General features: G+C 72.2%; 14 protein-coding genes and 1 pseudogene. 8 read left to right on the forward strand and 7 right to left on the reverse strand.

Annotation, left to right across the window (positions count from 1 at the left end; translation table 11 throughout):
* The first annotated feature begins 45 nt into the window (after positions 1 to 45).
* A complete protein-coding gene (locus AB0947_RS24475; protein WP_366752477.1) occupies positions 46 to 741 on the forward strand; it encodes a glycoside hydrolase family 75 protein in 696 nt (231 codons plus the stop codon).
* Between the two features lie 13 nt (positions 742 to 754).
* Here the strand turns inward: AB0947_RS24475 and AB0947_RS24480 are convergent, their stop codons facing one another.
* Entirely contained in the window at positions 755 to 1,456 is a 702-nt protein-coding gene (locus AB0947_RS24480; RefSeq protein WP_366752478.1) for an SDR family oxidoreductase, read from the reverse strand.
* A gap of 95 nt (positions 1,457 to 1,551) precedes the next feature.
* On the reverse strand, positions 1,552 to 2,457 hold the full coding sequence (locus tag AB0947_RS24485) for a class I SAM-dependent methyltransferase (RefSeq protein WP_366752479.1): 906 nt from the start codon (positions 2,455 to 2,457) through the stop codon (positions 1,552 to 1,554).
* Positions 2,458 to 2,580: 123 nt separating this feature from the next.
* Here AB0947_RS24485 and AB0947_RS24490 point away from each other — a divergent pair, with 123 nt between their 5' ends.
* Positions 2,581 to 3,351 carry a phytanoyl-CoA dioxygenase family protein gene (locus AB0947_RS24490; protein WP_366752480.1) on the forward strand — a complete coding sequence of 257 codons (771 nt, stop codon included), beginning with the start codon at positions 2,581 to 2,583 and terminating at the stop codon, positions 3,349 to 3,351.
* 36 nt (positions 3,352 to 3,387) lie between these two features.
* Here the strand turns inward: AB0947_RS24490 and AB0947_RS24495 are convergent, their stop codons facing one another.
* Both AB0947_RS24495 and AB0947_RS24500 read right to left on the reverse strand, forming a co-directional pair.
* Positions 3,388 to 5,196, reverse strand: a complete 1,809-nt coding sequence (locus AB0947_RS24495; protein ID WP_366752481.1) for a glycoside hydrolase family 6 protein — start codon at positions 5,194 to 5,196, stop codon at positions 3,388 to 3,390.
* A gap of 44 nt (positions 5,197 to 5,240) precedes the next feature.
* Complete coding sequence (locus AB0947_RS24500) at positions 5,241 to 6,716, reverse strand: cellulose binding domain-containing protein (RefSeq protein WP_366752482.1); 1,476 nt, start codon at positions 6,714 to 6,716, stop codon at positions 5,241 to 5,243.
* A gap of 260 nt (positions 6,717 to 6,976) precedes the next feature.
* Between AB0947_RS24500 and AB0947_RS24505 the strand changes: the two genes are divergently transcribed.
* The 3 genes and pseudogenes from AB0947_RS24505 to AB0947_RS24515 all read left to right on the forward strand — a co-directional run bounded on the left by AB0947_RS24505 (position 6,977) and on the right by AB0947_RS24515 (position 13,245).
* Positions 6,977 to 9,889, forward strand: coding sequence for a glycoside hydrolase family 48 protein (locus AB0947_RS24505; RefSeq protein WP_366752483.1), 2,913 nt, complete (start codon positions 6,977 to 6,979; stop codon positions 9,887 to 9,889).
* A 68-nt stretch (positions 9,890 to 9,957) separates the two neighbouring features.
* Complete coding sequence (locus AB0947_RS24510; RefSeq protein WP_366752484.1) at positions 9,958 to 12,597, forward strand: cellulose binding domain-containing protein; 2,640 nt, start codon at positions 9,958 to 9,960, stop codon at positions 12,595 to 12,597.
* A gap of 263 nt (positions 12,598 to 12,860) precedes the next feature.
* Positions 12,861 to 13,245 (forward strand): annotated as a pseudogene (locus tag AB0947_RS24515) (regulator).
* A gap of 53 nt (positions 13,246 to 13,298) precedes the next feature.
* Here the strand turns inward: AB0947_RS24515 and AB0947_RS24520 are convergent.
* Together AB0947_RS24520 and AB0947_RS24525 are read right to left on the reverse strand one after the other, a co-directional pair.
* The gene (locus AB0947_RS24520) at positions 13,299 to 14,063 is read right to left on the reverse strand and encodes a class I SAM-dependent methyltransferase (protein WP_366752485.1); all 765 of its coding nucleotides are present in this window, start codon (positions 14,061 to 14,063) and stop codon (positions 13,299 to 13,301) included.
* A gap of 5 nt (positions 14,064 to 14,068) precedes the next feature.
* Positions 14,069 to 14,374 (reverse strand): 4a-hydroxytetrahydrobiopterin dehydratase, encoded by a 306-nt coding sequence (locus AB0947_RS24525; protein WP_366752486.1) that lies wholly within the window; start codon positions 14,372 to 14,374, stop codon positions 14,069 to 14,071.
* 148 nt (positions 14,375 to 14,522) lie between these two features.
* On the opposite strand from AB0947_RS24525, the gene AB0947_RS24530 reads away from it, so the two are divergent.
* The 3 genes from AB0947_RS24530 (at position 14,523) to narJ (ending at position 16,987) form a co-directional block, all read left to right on the forward strand.
* A complete protein-coding gene (locus tag AB0947_RS24530; protein ID WP_366752487.1) occupies positions 14,523 to 15,368 on the forward strand; it encodes a helix-turn-helix transcriptional regulator in 846 nt (281 codons plus the stop codon).
* Between the two features lie 88 nt (positions 15,369 to 15,456).
* Positions 15,457 to 16,320 carry a helix-turn-helix transcriptional regulator gene (locus tag AB0947_RS24535; protein ID WP_366752488.1) on the forward strand — a complete coding sequence of 288 codons (864 nt, stop codon included), beginning with the start codon at positions 15,457 to 15,459 and terminating at the stop codon, positions 16,318 to 16,320.
* Positions 16,321 to 16,492: 172 nt separating this feature from the next.
* The gene (narJ, locus tag AB0947_RS24540) at positions 16,493 to 16,987 is read left to right on the forward strand and encodes a nitrate reductase molybdenum cofactor assembly chaperone (protein WP_366752489.1); all 495 of its coding nucleotides are present in this window, start codon (positions 16,493 to 16,495) and stop codon (positions 16,985 to 16,987) included.
* Positions 16,988 to 17,037: 50 nt separating this feature from the next.
* Here the strand turns inward: narJ and AB0947_RS24545 are convergent, their stop codons facing one another.
* Positions 17,038 to 17,463 carry an OsmC family protein gene (locus tag AB0947_RS24545; protein ID WP_014676038.1) on the reverse strand — a complete coding sequence of 142 codons (426 nt, stop codon included), beginning with the start codon at positions 17,461 to 17,463 and terminating at the stop codon, positions 17,038 to 17,040.
* Positions 17,464 to 17,574 lie beyond the last annotated feature (111 nt).

Here is a 17,574-nt window from a genome sequence, read left to right on the forward strand (position 1 = left end):
TACGGCACCCGGTAAGGAAACTTTCCTAACAGAAGGGTCCCCCACATGCGTGTCCGTACCCTCAGCCTCGCCGTGGCCTCCGGCACCGCCCTGCTCGCCGCCGGCCTGCTGCCCGCGCACGCCTCCGCCGCCGCCTCCCCCAAGTCCGCGCAGGAGGGCACGGTCAGCGCCGCCGACCTGCTCGCCAAGGTGACGTCCTGTTCGCAGATCTCCAACGGCAAGTACCGGACGGACGAGGAGACGTCGGCCACGGTCCCGGTGTGCGGCAAGAACGGCGCGGTGTTCTGGAAGGCCGACATGGACATCGACTGCGACGGCCAGCGCACCACCAACTGCAACGAGAACCGCGACCCCTGGTACCAGGACGACACCGCCTTCCACCAGTCCGACGGCGCGCCGCTGAAGGCGGAGACCCTGCCGTACGTCGTCGTGCCCAGCATCAGCAGCATCTGGAACTACTCGAACGCCGGCATCAAGGGCGGCGGTGTGGTCGCCGTCATCTACAACAACAAGGTCGAGTACGCCGTCGTCGGCGACACCGGTCCCACGCAGATCATCGGCGAGGCGTCGTACGCCACCGCCAAGGCGCTCGGCATCGACCCGGACCCGGCCACCGGCGGCGCCGACTCGGGCGTGACCTACATCCTGTTCAAGAACTCCAAGGTCTCCCCCATCGAGAGCCACAGCGCGGCGGTCTCCCTCGGCGACCAGCTGGCCAAGCAGTTCATCGCCAATAACTGAGGCGGGGCGTCCGTCAGTTGGGCTGGCCCAGCGGACGGACGACGACGGTGTTGACGTCGACCCCGGCCGGCTGCCGGATCGCCCACACCACCGAGTCGGCGATCTGGCCGGCGGTGAGGAGGTGCCCCGGGGGCAGGCTGCCGTAGCCGTCCCAGAAGGGGGTCTCCACCCGGCCGGGGGCGACCAGCGTGACACCGATGCCGAACTCCGTGACCTGGCGCCGGGTGTTCTCGGCGAGACCGGTCACCGCCCACTTCGTGGCACCGTAGAGGTTGCCCGGAGTGTTCACGAACCCGGCGACGCTGCCGACGAGGACGATCCGGCCGCGGGTCTCCTTCAGCGCGTCGACGGAGGCGCGGACGAGGAGCGCGGGACCGAGGACGTTGGTGAGGACCATCTCGGTCCAGCCGGACGGGTCGCCCTCCGCCACGGAGTCGTGGGTGGCGACGCCGGCGTTGGCGACGACGGTGTCGAGCCGGCCGAACGCCTTGAGCGTGCGGTCGACCGCGTGCCGCACGTCGTCGTACGCCGACGCGTCACCGGCGACCGTCAGCAGCCCCTCGGGATCCCCCAGGCTCCCGGCGAACTCCCGCAGCCGCCGCTCTCCGCGCCCGGTGACGGTGACCCGGTGCCCGGCGTCCAGCAACTGCCGCGCCACGGCGGCGCCGATGCCGCTGCCCCCGCCCGTGATGAGCGCGACCGGAGCGTCGTTCATGAGGTCCCCCCTGCGTCGTGTGTGTCCCGTGGTGTCGAAGACGCCCGGAGTCCATCACTTGAAGAGCACTCGAAGTCAAGCCCCGCCGTAAGGCCCTATCCCCGGCGGACCGCCGTGTGCACGGTGTGCGCGGCCAGGACGAACACGTCCGGCCGTACGTGCACGCTCGCCGGGTCGGACGGGTCGAGCAGCCGGTCCAGGGTGGCGCGGTCCTCGGCGTCCAGCGCGTCACCGATGCCCTCGCGCAGCCGGGACAGGTGCGCGACGACGTAGGCGCGGCCCCGGTCGGTGACGGGGGCCGGCAGGTCGAGCAGGAAGGTGCGGGTCCCGGCGTGCCCGAGGCCGGCGGCGGTCAGCAGGGCGGGCCAGTCCTCGGTTTCGGCGACGGAGCCCGGCAGGTCGGCGCGCATCCGGCCGAACCACTCCTCCTCCAGGGCGTCCAGCCGCGCCTGGAGTCCGGGGCGGCCGATGCCGATGTCCCGGGGCAGGAAGCGGGAGGGCAGACCGCCCTCCTGGAGCGCCAGGGTGCCGCCGGGGGCGAGCCGCTCGGCGAACGCGGCGAGCGCCGCCCGCTGGTCACCGAGGTGGTGCAGACTGCGGCTGGCCCACAGCAGGTCGGCCGGGTACTCCAACTTGTCCAGCACGCCGGGCAGTTCACCGGCGAGTGTGTCGAAACGGTCGGCGACGCCCCGCCGGACGGCCCGGGCGCGGGCGCGCTCCAGCAGGGGCGCGGTGGCGTCGACGGCGACGACCCGGGCCCCGGGGAACACCTCGGCGATCAGGCAGGAGACCACTCCGGGCCCGCTGCCCGCGTCCACGATCAGCCCCGGCTCGGTCACCTCCCGCGCGAGCCACGCCATGGCCCGCTCGTACACCGGGGCGAACAGCTCCGCCTGCGCCTCCAGCAGGGGACCCATCTCGTTCCAGTCGATGTCCGTGCCGTGGTGCCCGTGCCCGTGGCCGTGCCGGTGCCCGGTGTCGTGGTGGTGGTCGTGTGCCATGGTGGTCAGCCTCTCTTCCGGATGCGGTCAGGGTGCGACGGCACGCGGGACGGAGGCCAGCGGTGTTGCCGGTGCGGCAAAAACCGGGTGCGTCCCGGCAAGGTCACCGACGACCATGGGCCCATGGACGACAACCTCATAGAGCGCTTCGTCGAGGACGGGTTCGTGAAAATCGGGGCAGCCGTCCCGCCACGGGTCGCCGACGACTGCGCGCGGCTGCTGTGGCGGGAGACGGGCTACGACCCGCAGGACCGCGCCACCTGGAAGGACCCGGTGGTGTGGGTGGGCGGCATGGCCCAGGGCCCGTTCGCGGCGGCGGCCAACTCCCCGGTGCTGCACGACGCGTTCGACGCGCTGGTGGGCGCCGGGCGCTGGGAGCCGCGCTACTCGCTGGGCACCTTCCCGCTGCGCTTCCCGCACCCCGCGGAACCGGACGACGCCGGGTGGCACATCGAGGGCAGCTACCTCCCCGAGGGCCAGGAGCACTACCACGCGAACCTGCGCTCCCGGGACCGCGCGCTGCTGATGCTGTTCCTGTTCAGCGAGGTCACGCAGGACGACGCCCCGACCCGGATCCGGGTGGGGTCGCATCTGGACGTGCCCGCCGTGCTCCGGCCGTACGGCGAGGCGGGGGCGTCCTTCCTCGAACTGGGCCCCCGGGTGGCGGCGGCCTCGGCCCACCGCCCCCTCGCCCACGCCACGGGCCGCCCCGGTGACGTCTACCTCTGTCACCCGTTCCTGGTGCACGCGGCCCAGCCGCACCACGGCACCCGGCCCCGCTTCCTGGCGCAGCCCCCGCTGCTCCCGGCCGTGCCCTGCGAGCTGGACCGGCCGGACGGGGCGTACTCGCCGGTGGAGCGTACGATCCGCCGGGGCCTGTCCGGTGCGGTCTGAACCGCTGCGGTCCGGCCCCGGCGGACGCTCACGCCGCTACGGCAGCGGCGGGTAGGCGTTCTGCATCAGCTGCTGGAACTGGGCGGAGAACCAGTGCCCGGCCAGCGGCGAGTTCGGCAGCGCGCCCGTGGGGTTGTTGCCGTTGCGGGCGTTGCCGCCGTAGGTCGGGTCGCACATCCGGTCGAAGCCCTTGCCCTCGTCGTTGGAGACGGCGGAGCTGGCTCCGTCCGACTCCCCCGGGGGCTTGACCCACACGTAGGCGTCGATCCCGGCCGCCGGGGCGGCGGTCGGCCGTTCGCCGAGGCCGGCACCGTTCTGGTTGCACCAGTTGCCGGCGTGGATGCGCCGGTCGATGCGGCCGCCGTTGACGTAGTCGTCGACGGAGGTCAGCGGGCCGGACTTGGTGGGCCGTGCGGAGCCGCCCCAGCCGTTGCGGGAGGTGTCGATCAGCATGCCGAGGTTGCTGTTGAACCCGGACGCGACGAGCTTGTCGCGCAGTGCCTGGGCGAAGGACTGCTCGTCCACGTACTGGTTCCAGTCGACCCACTTCGACTGGCGCACGGTCTGCCCGTTGACGCTGTCGGTGACCTTGAAGTACGGCTCCTTGGTGGCGCTGTAGTTGGCGGTGTTGACGATGAAGCCCGTCACGTCGTTGACGCTCGCGCCGTTGGTGGTGGCGACCTTGTAGAACTCCTGGACGGTGGGCCCGAAGTTGGAGTCCCAGCCGAGCCAGGCGTGGTGGCCGGCGTCGATGTAGTTGTAGACGTTCGGGATGGCGCCCAGCTTGTCGAGGGCGTAGCTGACGCCCTTCTCGTAGTTGCCGTTGGCCTTCATGGTCGCGCAGGCGTCGGTGCTGCCCGCGGTGCCGCCCGCGTTGGTGACCAGGTTGGGCAGGGAGTCCGGCTCGATGACGGTGGCGATGCGCAGGCCCGCGTACTTGGCGTCGGACAGGATCGACGCGATCGGGTCGATGTACTGGCTCTTGTACTTGTCGATGTCGTTCGGGCCCAGTTCGCCGTTGGAGGCGAGGGCGGAGCAGTCGCGGCCCGGGAGGTCGTAGATGACGAGCTGGACGACGAGTTCGCCCGAGCCCTTCTGTTTCAGCGCCTCGTCCAGGTGGGCGCGCAGGCCCATCCCGCCGTTCACGCCGTTGATGGTGGCGATCCGGTCCAGCCACACGGCGGTGGGCTGGTTGGCGATGCGGCTGCCGCCCGGTTCGGCGGCGGCGTGCGCGGACCACTCCGGGTTCACGTAGCCCTTGGCCCCGGCGTAGGGGTTGTCGACGCGGTTGCCGGTGCCTCCGTCACCGCCCCCGCCGCCCGTGCTCCCACCGGTGTCTCCGCCGGTTCCGCCACCGGTCCCGCCGCCGGTGTCCCCACCGGTGCCGCCGCCGGTTCCGCCGCCACTGCCGCCGCTGCCGCCGTCGACGTTGCAGGTGACGCCGTCGAGCGTGAAGGTGGCGGGGACGGAGTTGGTGCCGCTGAACGTGCCGTTGAAGCCGAAGCTGACCGTGCCGCCGGTCGCGAGCGAGCCGTTGTAGCTCTCGTTGGCCGCGGTGACCGCGGTGCCGCTCTGGCTGATCTTCGCGTTCCAGCCGTTCGTGACCTTCTGGGTGCCGCCGTACGACCACTTCAGCGACCACGCCGACTTGGCGGCGCCGTTGTTGGTGAGGGTGACGGCGGCCGTGAAGCCGGTGTCCCACTGGCTCTGGATCTTGTAGTCGACGGCGCAGGGCACGGCGGCGACGGCGGCGCCCGAGCCGCCGGGCAGGGCCGCGAACGCCGTTCCGGAGGCGCCGGCGAGGAGGCCCAGGGCCACCAGGAGTGTTGTCTTGGTACGACTCATGAGTGCGGGTTCCTTCGGGGTTCCGTGGGATCTACGGGATGGGTCTACGGGTTGAGGGCGCGCAGGTGGTCACGCAGCCCGGCGCCGTACGCGGTGGGAGTGCCGTCGTAGGCGGAGATCAGGGACGGCCCGGAGGAGCAGTCCCAGGTGTTCCAGGTCCAGCCGAGGTAGGACAGGTCGTGGTCGTCGAACCACTTCATGACCCGGTCGGTGAACCCGTGCGAGCAGGTGTTCTCGCCGATCTCCCCGGCCACCAGGGGCACCTGGGAGGCCACCGGGGCGAGGGTGGAGTTCCAGCAGCTCTCGCTCGCGCAGGAGTTGAAGTTGTACACGTGGTACGCGGCGGCGAGATTGCCCGCCGGGTCGGTCGGTTTGTACGCGTTCCACTGGCTGAGGTCGTTCGAGTACGCCAGGCCGCCGGCCATGACGACGTTCCTGGCGCCGGTGGCCCGGACGCTGTCCACGAGGTCCTGCATGCCGGCGACCTCGTAGGAGATCCCGGGGCACGTGCCCCCGTCCCGCCAGCACGTCCAGGCGTCCGCGGCGCTGGAGGCCGCCCGGTCCGGATACGGCTCGTTGAACAGGTCGAACACGGCCGCCTGGTCGTCCTTGAAGGTGCTCGCCACCGACGACCAGAACGACGGGGAGTACCGCATGTCGGGCATCGGCTTCTGGCAGGTGGCGTGCACGTCGGTGCAGCCGGCCGAGTTCCCGGTGTACTGGCCGTAGGACCAGTGCAGTTCGAGGATCGGGGTCATGCCGTGCGCCTCGACGCGGGCCACCAGTTCCTTGACGGCGGAGACGTAGTTGGCACCGCCGTACTCGGGCTTGACGTCGGACAGGCCCAGCCAGCACTCCTCGTTCAGCGGGATGCGGACCGCGTTGGCCTTCCAGTCGGCGATCGCCTTGACCGCCGCGTCGTCCACCGGTCCGTCCCAGATGCCGTAGCCCTGCACGCACATGAACTCGCCACCGGAGCGGTTGACGCCGAGCAGGCGGCGGGTGGTGCCGCCGGCGTCCACGAGCTTGTTGCCGGAGACCCGCAGCGCGGGCGGGGTACCGCCGGACGGCGGCGGGGTCGTCGGCGGCGGGGTGGTCGGCTCCGAGTCGACGTTGCAGGTCGTGCCGTTGAGCTTGAACACGGCCGGCGCGGGGTTGCTCCCCGACCAGGAGGCGAGGAAGCCGGCGCTGACGCTCGCACCGGTGCCGAGCGTGCCGTTCCAGTCCTCGCCGGCCGCGGTGACGGTGCCGCCGGACTGGGACCACTTGGCGTTCCAGCCCTGGCTGACCTTCTGTCCGCCGGCGAAGTCGAAGGTGAGCTTCCAGCCGCTCAGCGCGGTCCGGTTGTTGGTGACCTTCACCGAGCCCTGGAAGCCGCTGTCCCACTGGCTGGTGACGGTGTACTCCACCGTGCAGGCGGGCGTGGCTCCCTGGGCCGCCACCACCGGCACGACCACGCTCCCGACGAGCGCGACCGCACCGGTGACGGCTAAAAGTGCTGAACGCGGGGGGTGTCGCATGAGCGACTCCTTGCAGCTTGGCGCGTCGTGACGGACGCGTCGACTGAACGGAACCGCTCCCACTGGTGCGAGTGAAGGTAGCGCCAAGTGGCGGCTCTGCCCAGGGGAGCCGCCTGACTTTTCCTCAGCCGGCCCGTCGAATCTTTTCGACTCTTCAAGCACCTTGACCGCTCCGGGCCCCATCCCCACTATGGGAGCGCTCCCACTGGTTCAAGCCTTGACCTCCCCCGAGCCGCCCGCCCGCAAGGAGGAACCAGCACATGGATCCCGGACGTAAGCGCAGAGCCGTGCGCCGGCTGTGGACCGCGGTGGCCGCCGCGTTCGCCCTGCCGTTGACGATGCTCGCCACCGGCACTCCGGCCGCGCACGCCGCGTCGGTGCAGTGCAGTGTCGACTACAAGACCAACGACTGGGGTTCCGGCTTCACCGCCGACCTCACGATCACCAACCGCGGTACCGACGCCATCAACGGCTGGACGCTGACGTACGCCTACAGCGGCAACCAGAAGCTGTCCAACGGCTGGAACGGCACCTGGTCCCAGTCGGGCCAGACGGTCACCGTGAAGAACGCCTCGTACAACGGCACGATCGCGACGGGTGCCGCCGTCTCCACCGGCGCCCAGTTCACCTACAGCGGCTCCAACGCCGCCCCCACGTCCTTCGCCGTCAACGGCACCACCTGCGCCGGCGCGCACCAGCCGCCGGTGACCGTGCTGACCAGCCCGAGCGCGGGCGCGGTGTACTCGCAGGGCGAGGCGGTGCCGCTGGCCGCGACCGCGGCGGCGGCCGACAACGCGACCATCGGCAAGGTGGAGTTCTACGACGACACCACGCTGCTGGGCACGGACACCAGCGCGCCGTACTCGCTCTCGGTCTCCAGTTTGACCGTGGGCAGTCATTCCCTGGTGGCGAAGGCGTACGACAGCCTGGGCGCGTCCGCCGCCTCCACCCCGGTCGGCATCACGGTCGCCTCCGGGCCCGCCGTGGTCGCCTCGCCCTCCCAACTCGGCGTCCAGCAAGGGAAGTCGGGCACGTTCTCGGTGAAGCTGTCGACACAGCCGAGCGCGAACGTGACGGTGAGCACGAGCCGCACGAGCGGCAACACCGGCCTGTCCGTGACGGGTGGTTCCTCGCTGACCTTCACCCCGTCGGACTGGAACACCGCGCAGACGGTGACCGTGACGGCGGACTCCTCCGGCACCGGCAGCGCGACCTTCACCGCGTCGGCCACCGGCCACACCAAGGCGACGGTGACGGTGACGGAGCTGCCCGCGTCGAAGGCGTACGACGCCCGTTTCCTCGACCTGTACGGGAAGATCACCAACCCGGCGAACGGCTACTTCTCCCCCGAGGGCATCCCGTACCACGCGGTGGAGACGCTGATCGTCGAGGCCCCGGACCAGGGTCACGAGACCACCTCGGAGGCGTACAGCTACCTGCTGTGGCTCCAGGCGATGTACGGCAAGGTGACCGGCGACTGGTCGAAGTTCAACGGCGCGTGGGACCTCATGGAGAAGTACATGATCCCCACCCACGCCGACCAGCCGACGAACTCCTTCTACAACGCCTCCAAGCCGGCCACGTACGCGCCCGAGCTGGACACCCCGAACGAGTACCCGGCGAAGCTCGACTCGTCGGTGTCGGTCGGCCCGGACCCGATCGCCGGTGAGCTGAAGTCGGCGTACGGCACGGACGACGTCTACGGCATGCACTGGATCGAGGACGTGGACAACGTCTACGGCTACGGCAACGAGCCCGGCAAGTGCGAGGCCGGTCCGACGGCCACCGGGCCGTCGTACATCAACACCTTCCAGCGCGGCTCGCAGGAGTCCGTCTGGGAGACGGTCCCGCAGCCGACCTGCGACGCCTTCAAGTACGGCGGCAAGAACGGCTACCTGGACCTGTTCACCGGCGACTCCTCCTACGCCAAGCAGTGGAAGTACACCGACGCCCCGGACGCGGACTCCCGCGCCGTGCAGGCCGCGTACTGGGCGGACGTGTGGGCGAAGGCGCAGGGCAAGAGCTCCGACGTGTCCGCGACGGTCGCCAAGGCCGCCAAGATGGGCGACTACCTGCGGTACGCGATGTACGACAAGTACTTCAAGAAGATCGGCAACTGCACGAGCCCGTCCTGCCCGGCCGGCACCGGCAAGGACGCCTCGCACTACCTGCTGTCCTGGTACTACGCCTGGGGCGGCGCCACCGACACCTCCGCCGGCTGGGCCTGGCGGATCGGCTCCAGCCATGTCCACGGCGGCTACCAGAACCCCCTCGCCGCGTACGCGCTCAGCTCGGTCGCCGACCTGAAGCCCAAGTCGGCCACGGGCGCGGCGGACTGGGGCAAGTCGCTCCAGCGGCAGCTGGAGTTCTACCAGTGGCTCCAGTCGTCCGAGGGCGCCATCGCGGGCGGCGCGACCAACAGCTGGCAGGGCCGGTACGCCGCCCCGCCGGCCGGCGCGTCCACCTTCTACGGCATGTACTACGACTGGCAGCCCGTCTACCACGACCCGCCGTCCAACCAGTGGTTCGGGTTCCAGGCGTGGTCGATGGAGCGGGTCGCCGAGTACTACCAGCAGACCGGGAACGCCTCGGCGAAGGCGATCCTCGACAAGTGGGTCAAGTGGGCGCTGTCCAAGACCACGATCAACCCGGACGGCACCTACCGCATCCCCTCCACCCTCCAGTGGTCGGGCCAGCCCGACACCTGGAACGCGTCGAGTCCCGGCAGCAACAGCTCACTCCACGTCACCGTCGCGGACTACACCGACGACGTCGGCGTGGCCGCCTCCTACGCCAAGACGCTGACGTACTACGCCGCCAAGTCCGGTGACAGCGCCGCCAAGTCCACGGCGAAGGCGCTGCTGGACGGCATGTGGAACAACTACCAGGACAGCCTCGGCATCGCCGTCCCGGAGACCCGTACCGACTACAGCCGGTTCGGCGACAGCGTGTACGTGCCGAGCGGCTGGACCGGCACGATGCCGAACGGCGACGCGATCAACGCGTCGTCCACGTTCGCCTCGCTCCGCTCCTTCTACAAGAGCGACCCGAACTGGTCGAAGGTCGAGGCCTACCTCAAGGGCGGCGCCGCGCCCGTCTTCACGTACCACCGCTTCTGGGCCCAGGCGGACATCGCCCTGGCCATGGGCTCCTACGCCGAGCTCCTGGAATAGACCGGCACCTTTGCACGGGCGGCCCCCTTCCCACCGGGGGCCGCCCCCCGTCATGGGAGGACCCCGCCATGCGGAGAACCCGCATCCTCACCGCCGTGCTGGCCCTCGCCGCCGGCCTGCTGTCCGGCACCCCGCCCGCACTCGCCGGCCCCGCCCCGCGCACGGCCCTCGCGGCGGACACCTACACCTGGAAGAACGCCCGGATCGACGGCGGCGGCTTCGTCCCCGGGATCGTCTTCAACCGCTCCGAGAAGGACCTGGTCTACGCCCGCACCGACATCGGCGGCGCCTACCGCTGGCAGCAGCGGACGAAGACGTGGACGCCGCTGCTGGACTCGGTCGGCTGGAACGAATGGGGCCACACCGGCGTGGTGAGCCTGGCCTCCGACCCGGTCGACCCCGACAAGGTGTACGCGGCCGTCGGGACGTACACCAACGGCTGGGACCCGACGAACGGCGCGGTGCTGCGCTCCGCCGACCGGGGCGCCAGCTGGCGCACGGCCGACCTGCCCTTCAAGCTGGGCGGCAACATGCCCGGCCGGGGCATGGGCGAACGGCTGGCGGTCGACCCGAACCGCGACAGCGTGCTGTACCTGGGCGCGCCCAGCGGCAGGGGCCTGTGGCGCTCGACGGACTCGGGGGCGACCTGGTCGCAGGTGACGAGCTTCCCCAACCCCGGCACCTACCGGCAGGACCCGGGCGACACGAGCGGGTACGCGAGCGACAACCAGGGCATCGTCTGGGTCACCTTCGACGAGTCCACGGGGACCTCCGGGAGCGCGACGAAGACCCTCTACGTCGGGGTCGCCGACCAGGACAACGCGGTCTACCGCTCGACGGACGCGGGCGCCACCTGGACCCGGCTGGCCGGCCAGCCGACCGGGTACCTCGCGCACAAGGGCGTGCTGGACGCGGAGAACGGGTTCCTGTACCTCGCCTACAGCGACAAGGGCGGTCCCTACGACGGCGGCAAGGGCCGGCTGTGGCGGTACGCGACGGCCACCGGCACCTGGACGGACATCAGCCCGGTCGCGGAGGCGGACACCTCCTACGGCTTCAGCGGGCTGACGGTCGACCGCCGGCACCCGTCCACCGTGATGGCGACCGCGTACAGCTCCTGGTGGCCGGACACCCAGCTCTTCCGCTCCACCGACAGCGGCGCCACCTGGACGAGGGCCTGGGACTACACGTCGTACCCGGACCGCTCGAACCGGTACACCATCGACGTGTCCTCCTCCCCCTGGCTGACCTTCGGCGCGAACCCCTCCCCGCCCGAACAGACGCCGAAACTGGGGTGGATGACGGAGGCCCTGGAGATCGACCCGTTCGACTCCTCCCGGATGATGTACGGGACGGGCGCCACGCTCTACGGCACCGAGAACCTCACCGCGTGGGACAGCGGCGGCCGGTTCACGGTGAAGCCGATGGTGCGGGGCCTGGAGGAGACGGCGGTCAACGACCTCGCGGCGCCGCCCTCCGGTGACGCCCGGCTGTTCAGCGCGCTCGGCGACATCGGCGGCTTCCGGCACACGGACCTGACCGAGGTGCCGTCGATGATGTACACCTCCCCCACCTTCACGACGACCACCAGCGTGGACTTCGCGGAGGCGGACCCCGCCACGGTGGTCCGGGCCGGTGACCTGGACCCGGGCCCGCACATCGCGTTCTCCACGGACAACGGCGCCCACTGGTTCGCCGGGACCGATCCCCCGGGCGTCTCGGGCGGCGGCACGGTGGCCGCGGCGGCCGACGGCAGCCGGTTCGTGTGGAGCCCGGCCGGCACCGGCGTGCGGTACGCGACGGGCTTCGGCACGTCCTGGTCGGCGTCGAGCGGCATCCCGGCCGGCGCGCTCGTCGAGTCGGACCGCGTCGACCCGAAGACCTTCTACGGCTTCAAGTCCGGGACCTTCTACGTCAGCACGGACGGCGGCGCGACCTTCACGGCCTCCCTCGCGGCGGGTCTGCCGAGCGGGGACAGCGTGCGCTTCAAGGCGCTGCCCGGCACGAAGGGCGACATCTGGCTGGCCGGCGGGGCGACGGACGGCGCGTACGGCCTGTGGCACTCCACGGACGGCGGCGCGCACTTCGCCCGGCTGCCGAACGTCGAGCAGGCCGACACGATCGGCTTCGGCAAGGCCGCGCCGGGAGCGTCGTACCAGACCCTCTACACCAGCGCGAAGATCGGGTCGGTGCGGGGTATCTTCCGCTCCACGGACGAGGGGGCGAGCTGGACCCGCATCAACGACGACGCCCACCAGTGGGGCCGGACGGGCGCGGCGATCACCGGCGACCCGCGGGTGTACGGCCGGGTGTACGTCGCGACCAACGGCCGGGGCGTCGTGTACGGCGACACCTCCGGCCCCGGCGGTACGGATCCGCCTCCGTCCGGCGCCTGCGCGGTCACCTACAAGGTCACCAACCAGTGGGCCGACGGCTTCCAGGCGGACGTACGGCTGACCAACACCGGCACGACGGCCTGGAACGGCTGGTCCCTCGGCTGGACGTTCCCGGACGGCCAGCGGATCACGAACCTGTGGAACGCCGACCACACGCAGTCGGGTCCGGCGGTGACGGCGAAGAACGCGAGCTGGAACGGCACCGTGACGGCCGGCTCCTCGGTCGCCTTCGGCTTCACGGGCAGCTGGTCGGGCGCGAACACCAGGCCGGCGGCGTTCACCCTGGACGGCCGGGCCTGCGTGACCGGCTGACCCCGCGGCACTGGTGCGACGTCGGTTCCCGTGGTGTCCTGGTGGTGGCGGGAAGGACGCGTTTGCAGACGCGGGGAAGCGGCCGGCAGCCGCGCACCGCGCAATCATGATCCGCGAGAAGCGGGTGACGCCCTTCCCGTCCTGTCGTGCCGGGGCCGAAGCGCCCCCGTCCGGGTCCGTGCGGCCCCTGGTGACGGGCGGCGGGCGCGGCCGGCCTGGAGGCGGCGAGCGAGGAAGGGAGCCTCCGCGACGCCTCCGCCGCCATGACCGCGGCGCTGCCGGCCGGGCAGCGCCCCCCGCCGATGCGCCTCGCCCGCGAGGTCGCCTTCGACGCCGGCACCCGCCTGACCGAGGAGGGCCGGCGCGTCGACCGCCTCTGGATCGTGCCCACCGGCACCGCCGCCCTGGACCCGCGTGTGCCCGGCCGCCGGCCCGCCGTCATCGAGACCCTCGGGCACGGCGCACTGGCCGGCCGGGCGGGCCGGGGAGTTCGACGCCGGCGGCGTGCGCGCGACGTGCGCGGCGGGCCCCGCGTTCGGCCGGGCGATCGCGGCCTGGGTGGGGCAGGTGGCCGCCCAGCGGCTGCACGCCTCCCGGGTCCGGCCGCTCGATCTCTACGCCCCGTACGGCAGCGGTGGCCCGGCCTGACCGCCGTGGCCCCGCCGGTCGTCGCGCTGAGGCGGGCAGGACGCGCGCCCGGTTCACGGTGTCCCGGGAGGAGCCGGCGCCGGCTTGCGGAAGGCCCTCAGGCTGAAGCGCGGGTCGGGGCGCGGGCGGTCCTGGCCGGGGAGTGCGGCCAGGCGGGAGGCGAACTCCTCGGTGCGCGGTTCCCCGGGCGGCAGCAGGGTGAACCAGCCGCGGCGCAGGTCGGCGATGGTGGTGCGGGGGCTGCGGCCCTGCCCGGCGCCGCGGAAGGAGCCGTGTCCGGCGGGTGCGAGTCCGTGCCGGGCGGCGTGGGCGGTGACGGTTCGCGGGGCGTCGGCGGCGGGACGGCGCGGGCGGGCGGCGAGGACGGCGTCGATGTCGCTGCCGACGTCGTGCGCGGCGGCCTTGTCGACCGTGGTGACGTACACCCCGCCGGGCCGCAGCACGCGGGCGCACTCGCCGACGACCGCGCTCACGTCCTCGGGATCGTGCAGCAGGTGCAGCAGCCAGATGGTGGTGACCGCGTCGAACGCGCCGCTGGGGAACGGCAGTCGGCGGCTGTCCGCCCGTACGACCGCGCCGGGCAGCCGGGCCGACGCCCTGCGGACCATGGCGGGGCTGAGGTCCGCGCCGGTCACCCGCAGCCCCGGGCGCGCGGCGGCGAGCCGCCGGGTGACGATCCCGGTGCCGCAGGCGACGTCGAGGAGACGGCCCGGAGCTTCGGGTATCAGGCCGAGGACGGCCTGGGCGGCCTCGTGGGCGCGGGCCTCGCCGCCGCGCGAGGCGTCGTAGGCGCCGGCTTCCTTGTCGTAGTCGAGCACATCGCTCAGTGTGCTCCGTGACCTGGGGCGATGTCCTCCACCTTGCGGGCGAGGGCGAAGTCCTTCGCGGTGACGGCGCCGCCCGCGCTGTGGGTGTGCACGCTGAGGGAGACGGTGTCGTAGCCGAGGGTCAGGTCGGAGTGGTGGTCCAGCTCGTCCTGGATGCCGGCGATGTGCACGACGAGGGCCGCCGCCGCGAAGTGGGAGCCCAGCCGGTAGGACCGGGTGAGGCGGTCGCCGTCCACCGACCAGCCGGGCAGTTCGGCCAGCCGGTCCTCGATCTCCTTCTGCGACAGCGGTTCGACGGCCATGGCCGGGGCTCCCTTCGCTGCGTGCCCCCTGCGGGGGCGTGGCGGGTACGGGTTCAGCGTGCCACGCCGGCGAGGGGCCCGGCACACCGGCGCGGTCCGGGCGCGATCGGCTCGTTGCCCCGCCCCGCGCTCGACTAGGGTCGGCGGCATGCCTCTCCCCGTGCCCGCTCCCACCGCTCCCACGGCATCCACCGCCCCCACCGGCGTCACCGGCAAGGGCGTCGGCCCGCTGTTGCGCGCCTGGCGGGAGCGGCGGCGGATCTCGCAGCTGGACCTGGCGCTGCGCGCCGACTCCTCCGCGCGGCACATCAGCTTCGTCGAGACCGGCCGGTCCCGGCCCAGCGAGGAGATGGTGCTGCGGCTCGCCGAGCAGCTCGACGTGCCGGTGCGGGAGCGCAACGCCCTGCTGCTGGCGGCCGGTTACGCGCCGCGCTATCCGGAGACCCCGCTGGACGACCCGGCGCTGGACGCGCTGCGCGACGGCATGGAGCGGCTCATCCGGGGCTACGAGCCGTACCCGGCGCTGGTGGTCGACGCCGGGTACACGGTGGTCGCCGCGAACCGGGGCATCGCCCTGCTGCTGGAGGGCGTGCCGGAGGAGCTGATGGTCCCGGCGCCGAACGCGATGCGGCTGACCCTGCACCCGCGGGGGCTGGCGCCGCGCATCCGGAACCTGCGGGAGTGGCGCGGGCATCTGCTGGCCCAGATGGAGCGGGAGATCGCCCTGCACCGCTCGGAGCGGCTGCGCGCCCTGTACGAGGAGGTGGCGGCCTATCCGGTGCCCGAGGAGCCGGCCGGCGGCGAACCGGCCGAGCCGGTGCCGTACTTCGCGCTGCCGCTGCGCATCGAGCACGCCGGGCGGACCCTGTCGTTCGTGTCCTCGATCTCCACGTTCAACACGCCGATGGACGTCACGGTCGCCGAACTCGCCATCGAGACGTTCCTGCCGGCGGACCCGGCGACCGCGAAGTACCTGCACACCCAGGCGGGTTGAAGACTCTTGCCTCGGGCACGTGTGCGAGACGGCGACACGTGACAGACTGCTCCCCGCGTGAAATCGGTGCGCAGGGGAGGGCGTGGCGGTGAGTGAGCGGCGGGCTGCGCCCACCGTGGGCCAGGTGGTGCTGGGCAAACGGTTGCAGGAACTGCGGGAGGCGGCGGGCCTCAGTCGTGAGGAGGCCGCCCGGGTCCTGCGGGTGGCGTCGGCGACGGTACGGCGGATGGAGATGGCCGAGGTCGCGTTGAAGATCCCCTACGTGCAGGTGCTGGTGACCACCTACGGGGTGCCCGAGGAGGAGGCCGACGCGTTCGTGCGGCTGGCCGAGGAGGCGAACCAGCCGGGCTGGTGGCAGCGGTTCCACGACGTGCTGCCGGACTGGTTCAGCCTGTACGTCAGCCTGGAGGGCGCCGCCCGGGTCATCCGCTCCTACGAACCGCACTTCGTGCCCGGTCTGCTGCAGACCGAGGAGTACGCGCGCGCGGTGCTGGAGGCGGGGACGATCGGGCAGAGTGCGCCGGGGACGGTCGAACGGCACGTGTCGCTGCGCATGGAGCGGCAGCGGCTGCTGGAGCGGGAGGACCCGCCCCACCTGTGGGTCATCATGGACGAGACGGTGCTCAGGCGCCCGGTGAGCGTACGGCCCGAGGTGCTGCGCGACCAGCTGGACCGGCTGCTGGAGTACGCCGGGCGGGACCGGGTCACGCTCCAGATCGCCGAGTTCGCGGCGGGCCCGCACCCGGGGACGTACGCGCCGTTCACACTGTTCCGGTTCGCCGAGCCGGAGCTGCCGGACATGGTGTTCACCGAGTACCTGACGGGCGCCCTGTATCTGGACTCGCGCCAGGAGGTGGCCGCGCACCTGGAGGTGCTGGACCACATGACGGCCCGGGCCGCGTCCGCCCAGCGCACGCTGAAGCTGCTGCGGGAGCACCGCGAGAGCCTGTGAGTCCCGGGCGGCCCGTAGGGGGCCCGCTGGTGCCGCCCCCGGTCCGGCGTGACCCGTACGGGTCTGCGGACGGGTGCGTTCCCGGGCCCGCCCCTAGGTTCTGAGTAGTGCCCCGGGGGGTGCGGCCCCGGCGGGGCCGGCGGGCCCGTGCCGACGACGCGAAGGAGGCCCGATGCCCTCGGACGCGGTGCTCTACCAGGCGGCGGCCCTGTGCCTGACCTACCCGGACGACGACCTGATCGACCGGCTGCCGCTGCTGCGCGAGGCCGCCCCGCAGCTGCGGGCGTTCACCGACCACGCGGCCGTCACCCCGCGGCGGGAGCTGGCCGCGCACTACGTACGGGTCTTCGACCTGGGGAACCGGCACAGCCTGTACCTGAGCCGGTGGCACGAGGGCGGCACCGGGCGGCGCGGGACGTCCCTGGTCCGTTTCCAGGACGTCTACCGCCGGCACGGCCTGGAGTGCAGCGGCGAGGAGCTGCCGGACTTCCTGCCGGCGGTGCTGGAGTTCACCGCGCGGACCGGCGACACCGGCCTGCTGACCGAGTACCGCGACGGCCTGGAGCGGCTGCGTGCGCGGTTGACCGACTACGGCACGCCGTACGCGGGCGTGCTGGGCGCGGTCTGCGCCACCCTGCCGGCCGCACCCACCGGAACGCCCCCGTGACCGGCTGCCGCGCCCCGGGGAGGGGCGCGGCGGCCGGGGCCGGGCGGGCGTCAGGCCAGTTCGGCCGTCAGGGTGATCGTCGTACCGGTCAGGGCCTGGCTGACCGGGCAGTTCTTCTTGGCGTCCTCGGCGGCGGACCGGAAGCCGTCCGCGTCCAGGCCGGGCACCTCGCCGCGCACGGTGAGGTGGATGCCGGTGATGCCCTCGCCGGGCTGGAAGGTGACGTCGGCGTTGGTCTCCAGCCGGGTGGGCGGGGTGCCGGCGCCGGCCAGGGCGTGCGAGAGGGCCATGGAGAAGCAGCTGGAGTGGGCGGCGGCGATCAGCTCCTCGGGGCTGGTCTTGCCGTTCGCGTCCTGGGCGCGCGAGGCCCACGTGACCGGCTGCTGGCCGATGCCGGAGGAGTCGAAGGTGACGATGCCGTTGCCTTCGAGCAGGTTGCCTTCCCAGACGGTGTGCGCGGTGCGCGTGGTTGCCACGATGCTTCCTTTCGCGAGTGTCGCGGTTCCGGGGTTCCCGGATGCCCCTATCCGATCACATCCGGGCCCGTCGCACTCCGAAGACCGGTCCACGGGGCGTGAACGGCAGGT

The organism is Streptomyces sp. NPDC047841, from assembly GCF_040704085.1.
In the GTDB taxonomy this organism is placed as follows: domain Bacteria; phylum Actinomycetota; class Actinomycetes; order Streptomycetales; family Streptomycetaceae; genus Streptomyces; species Streptomyces argyrophylli.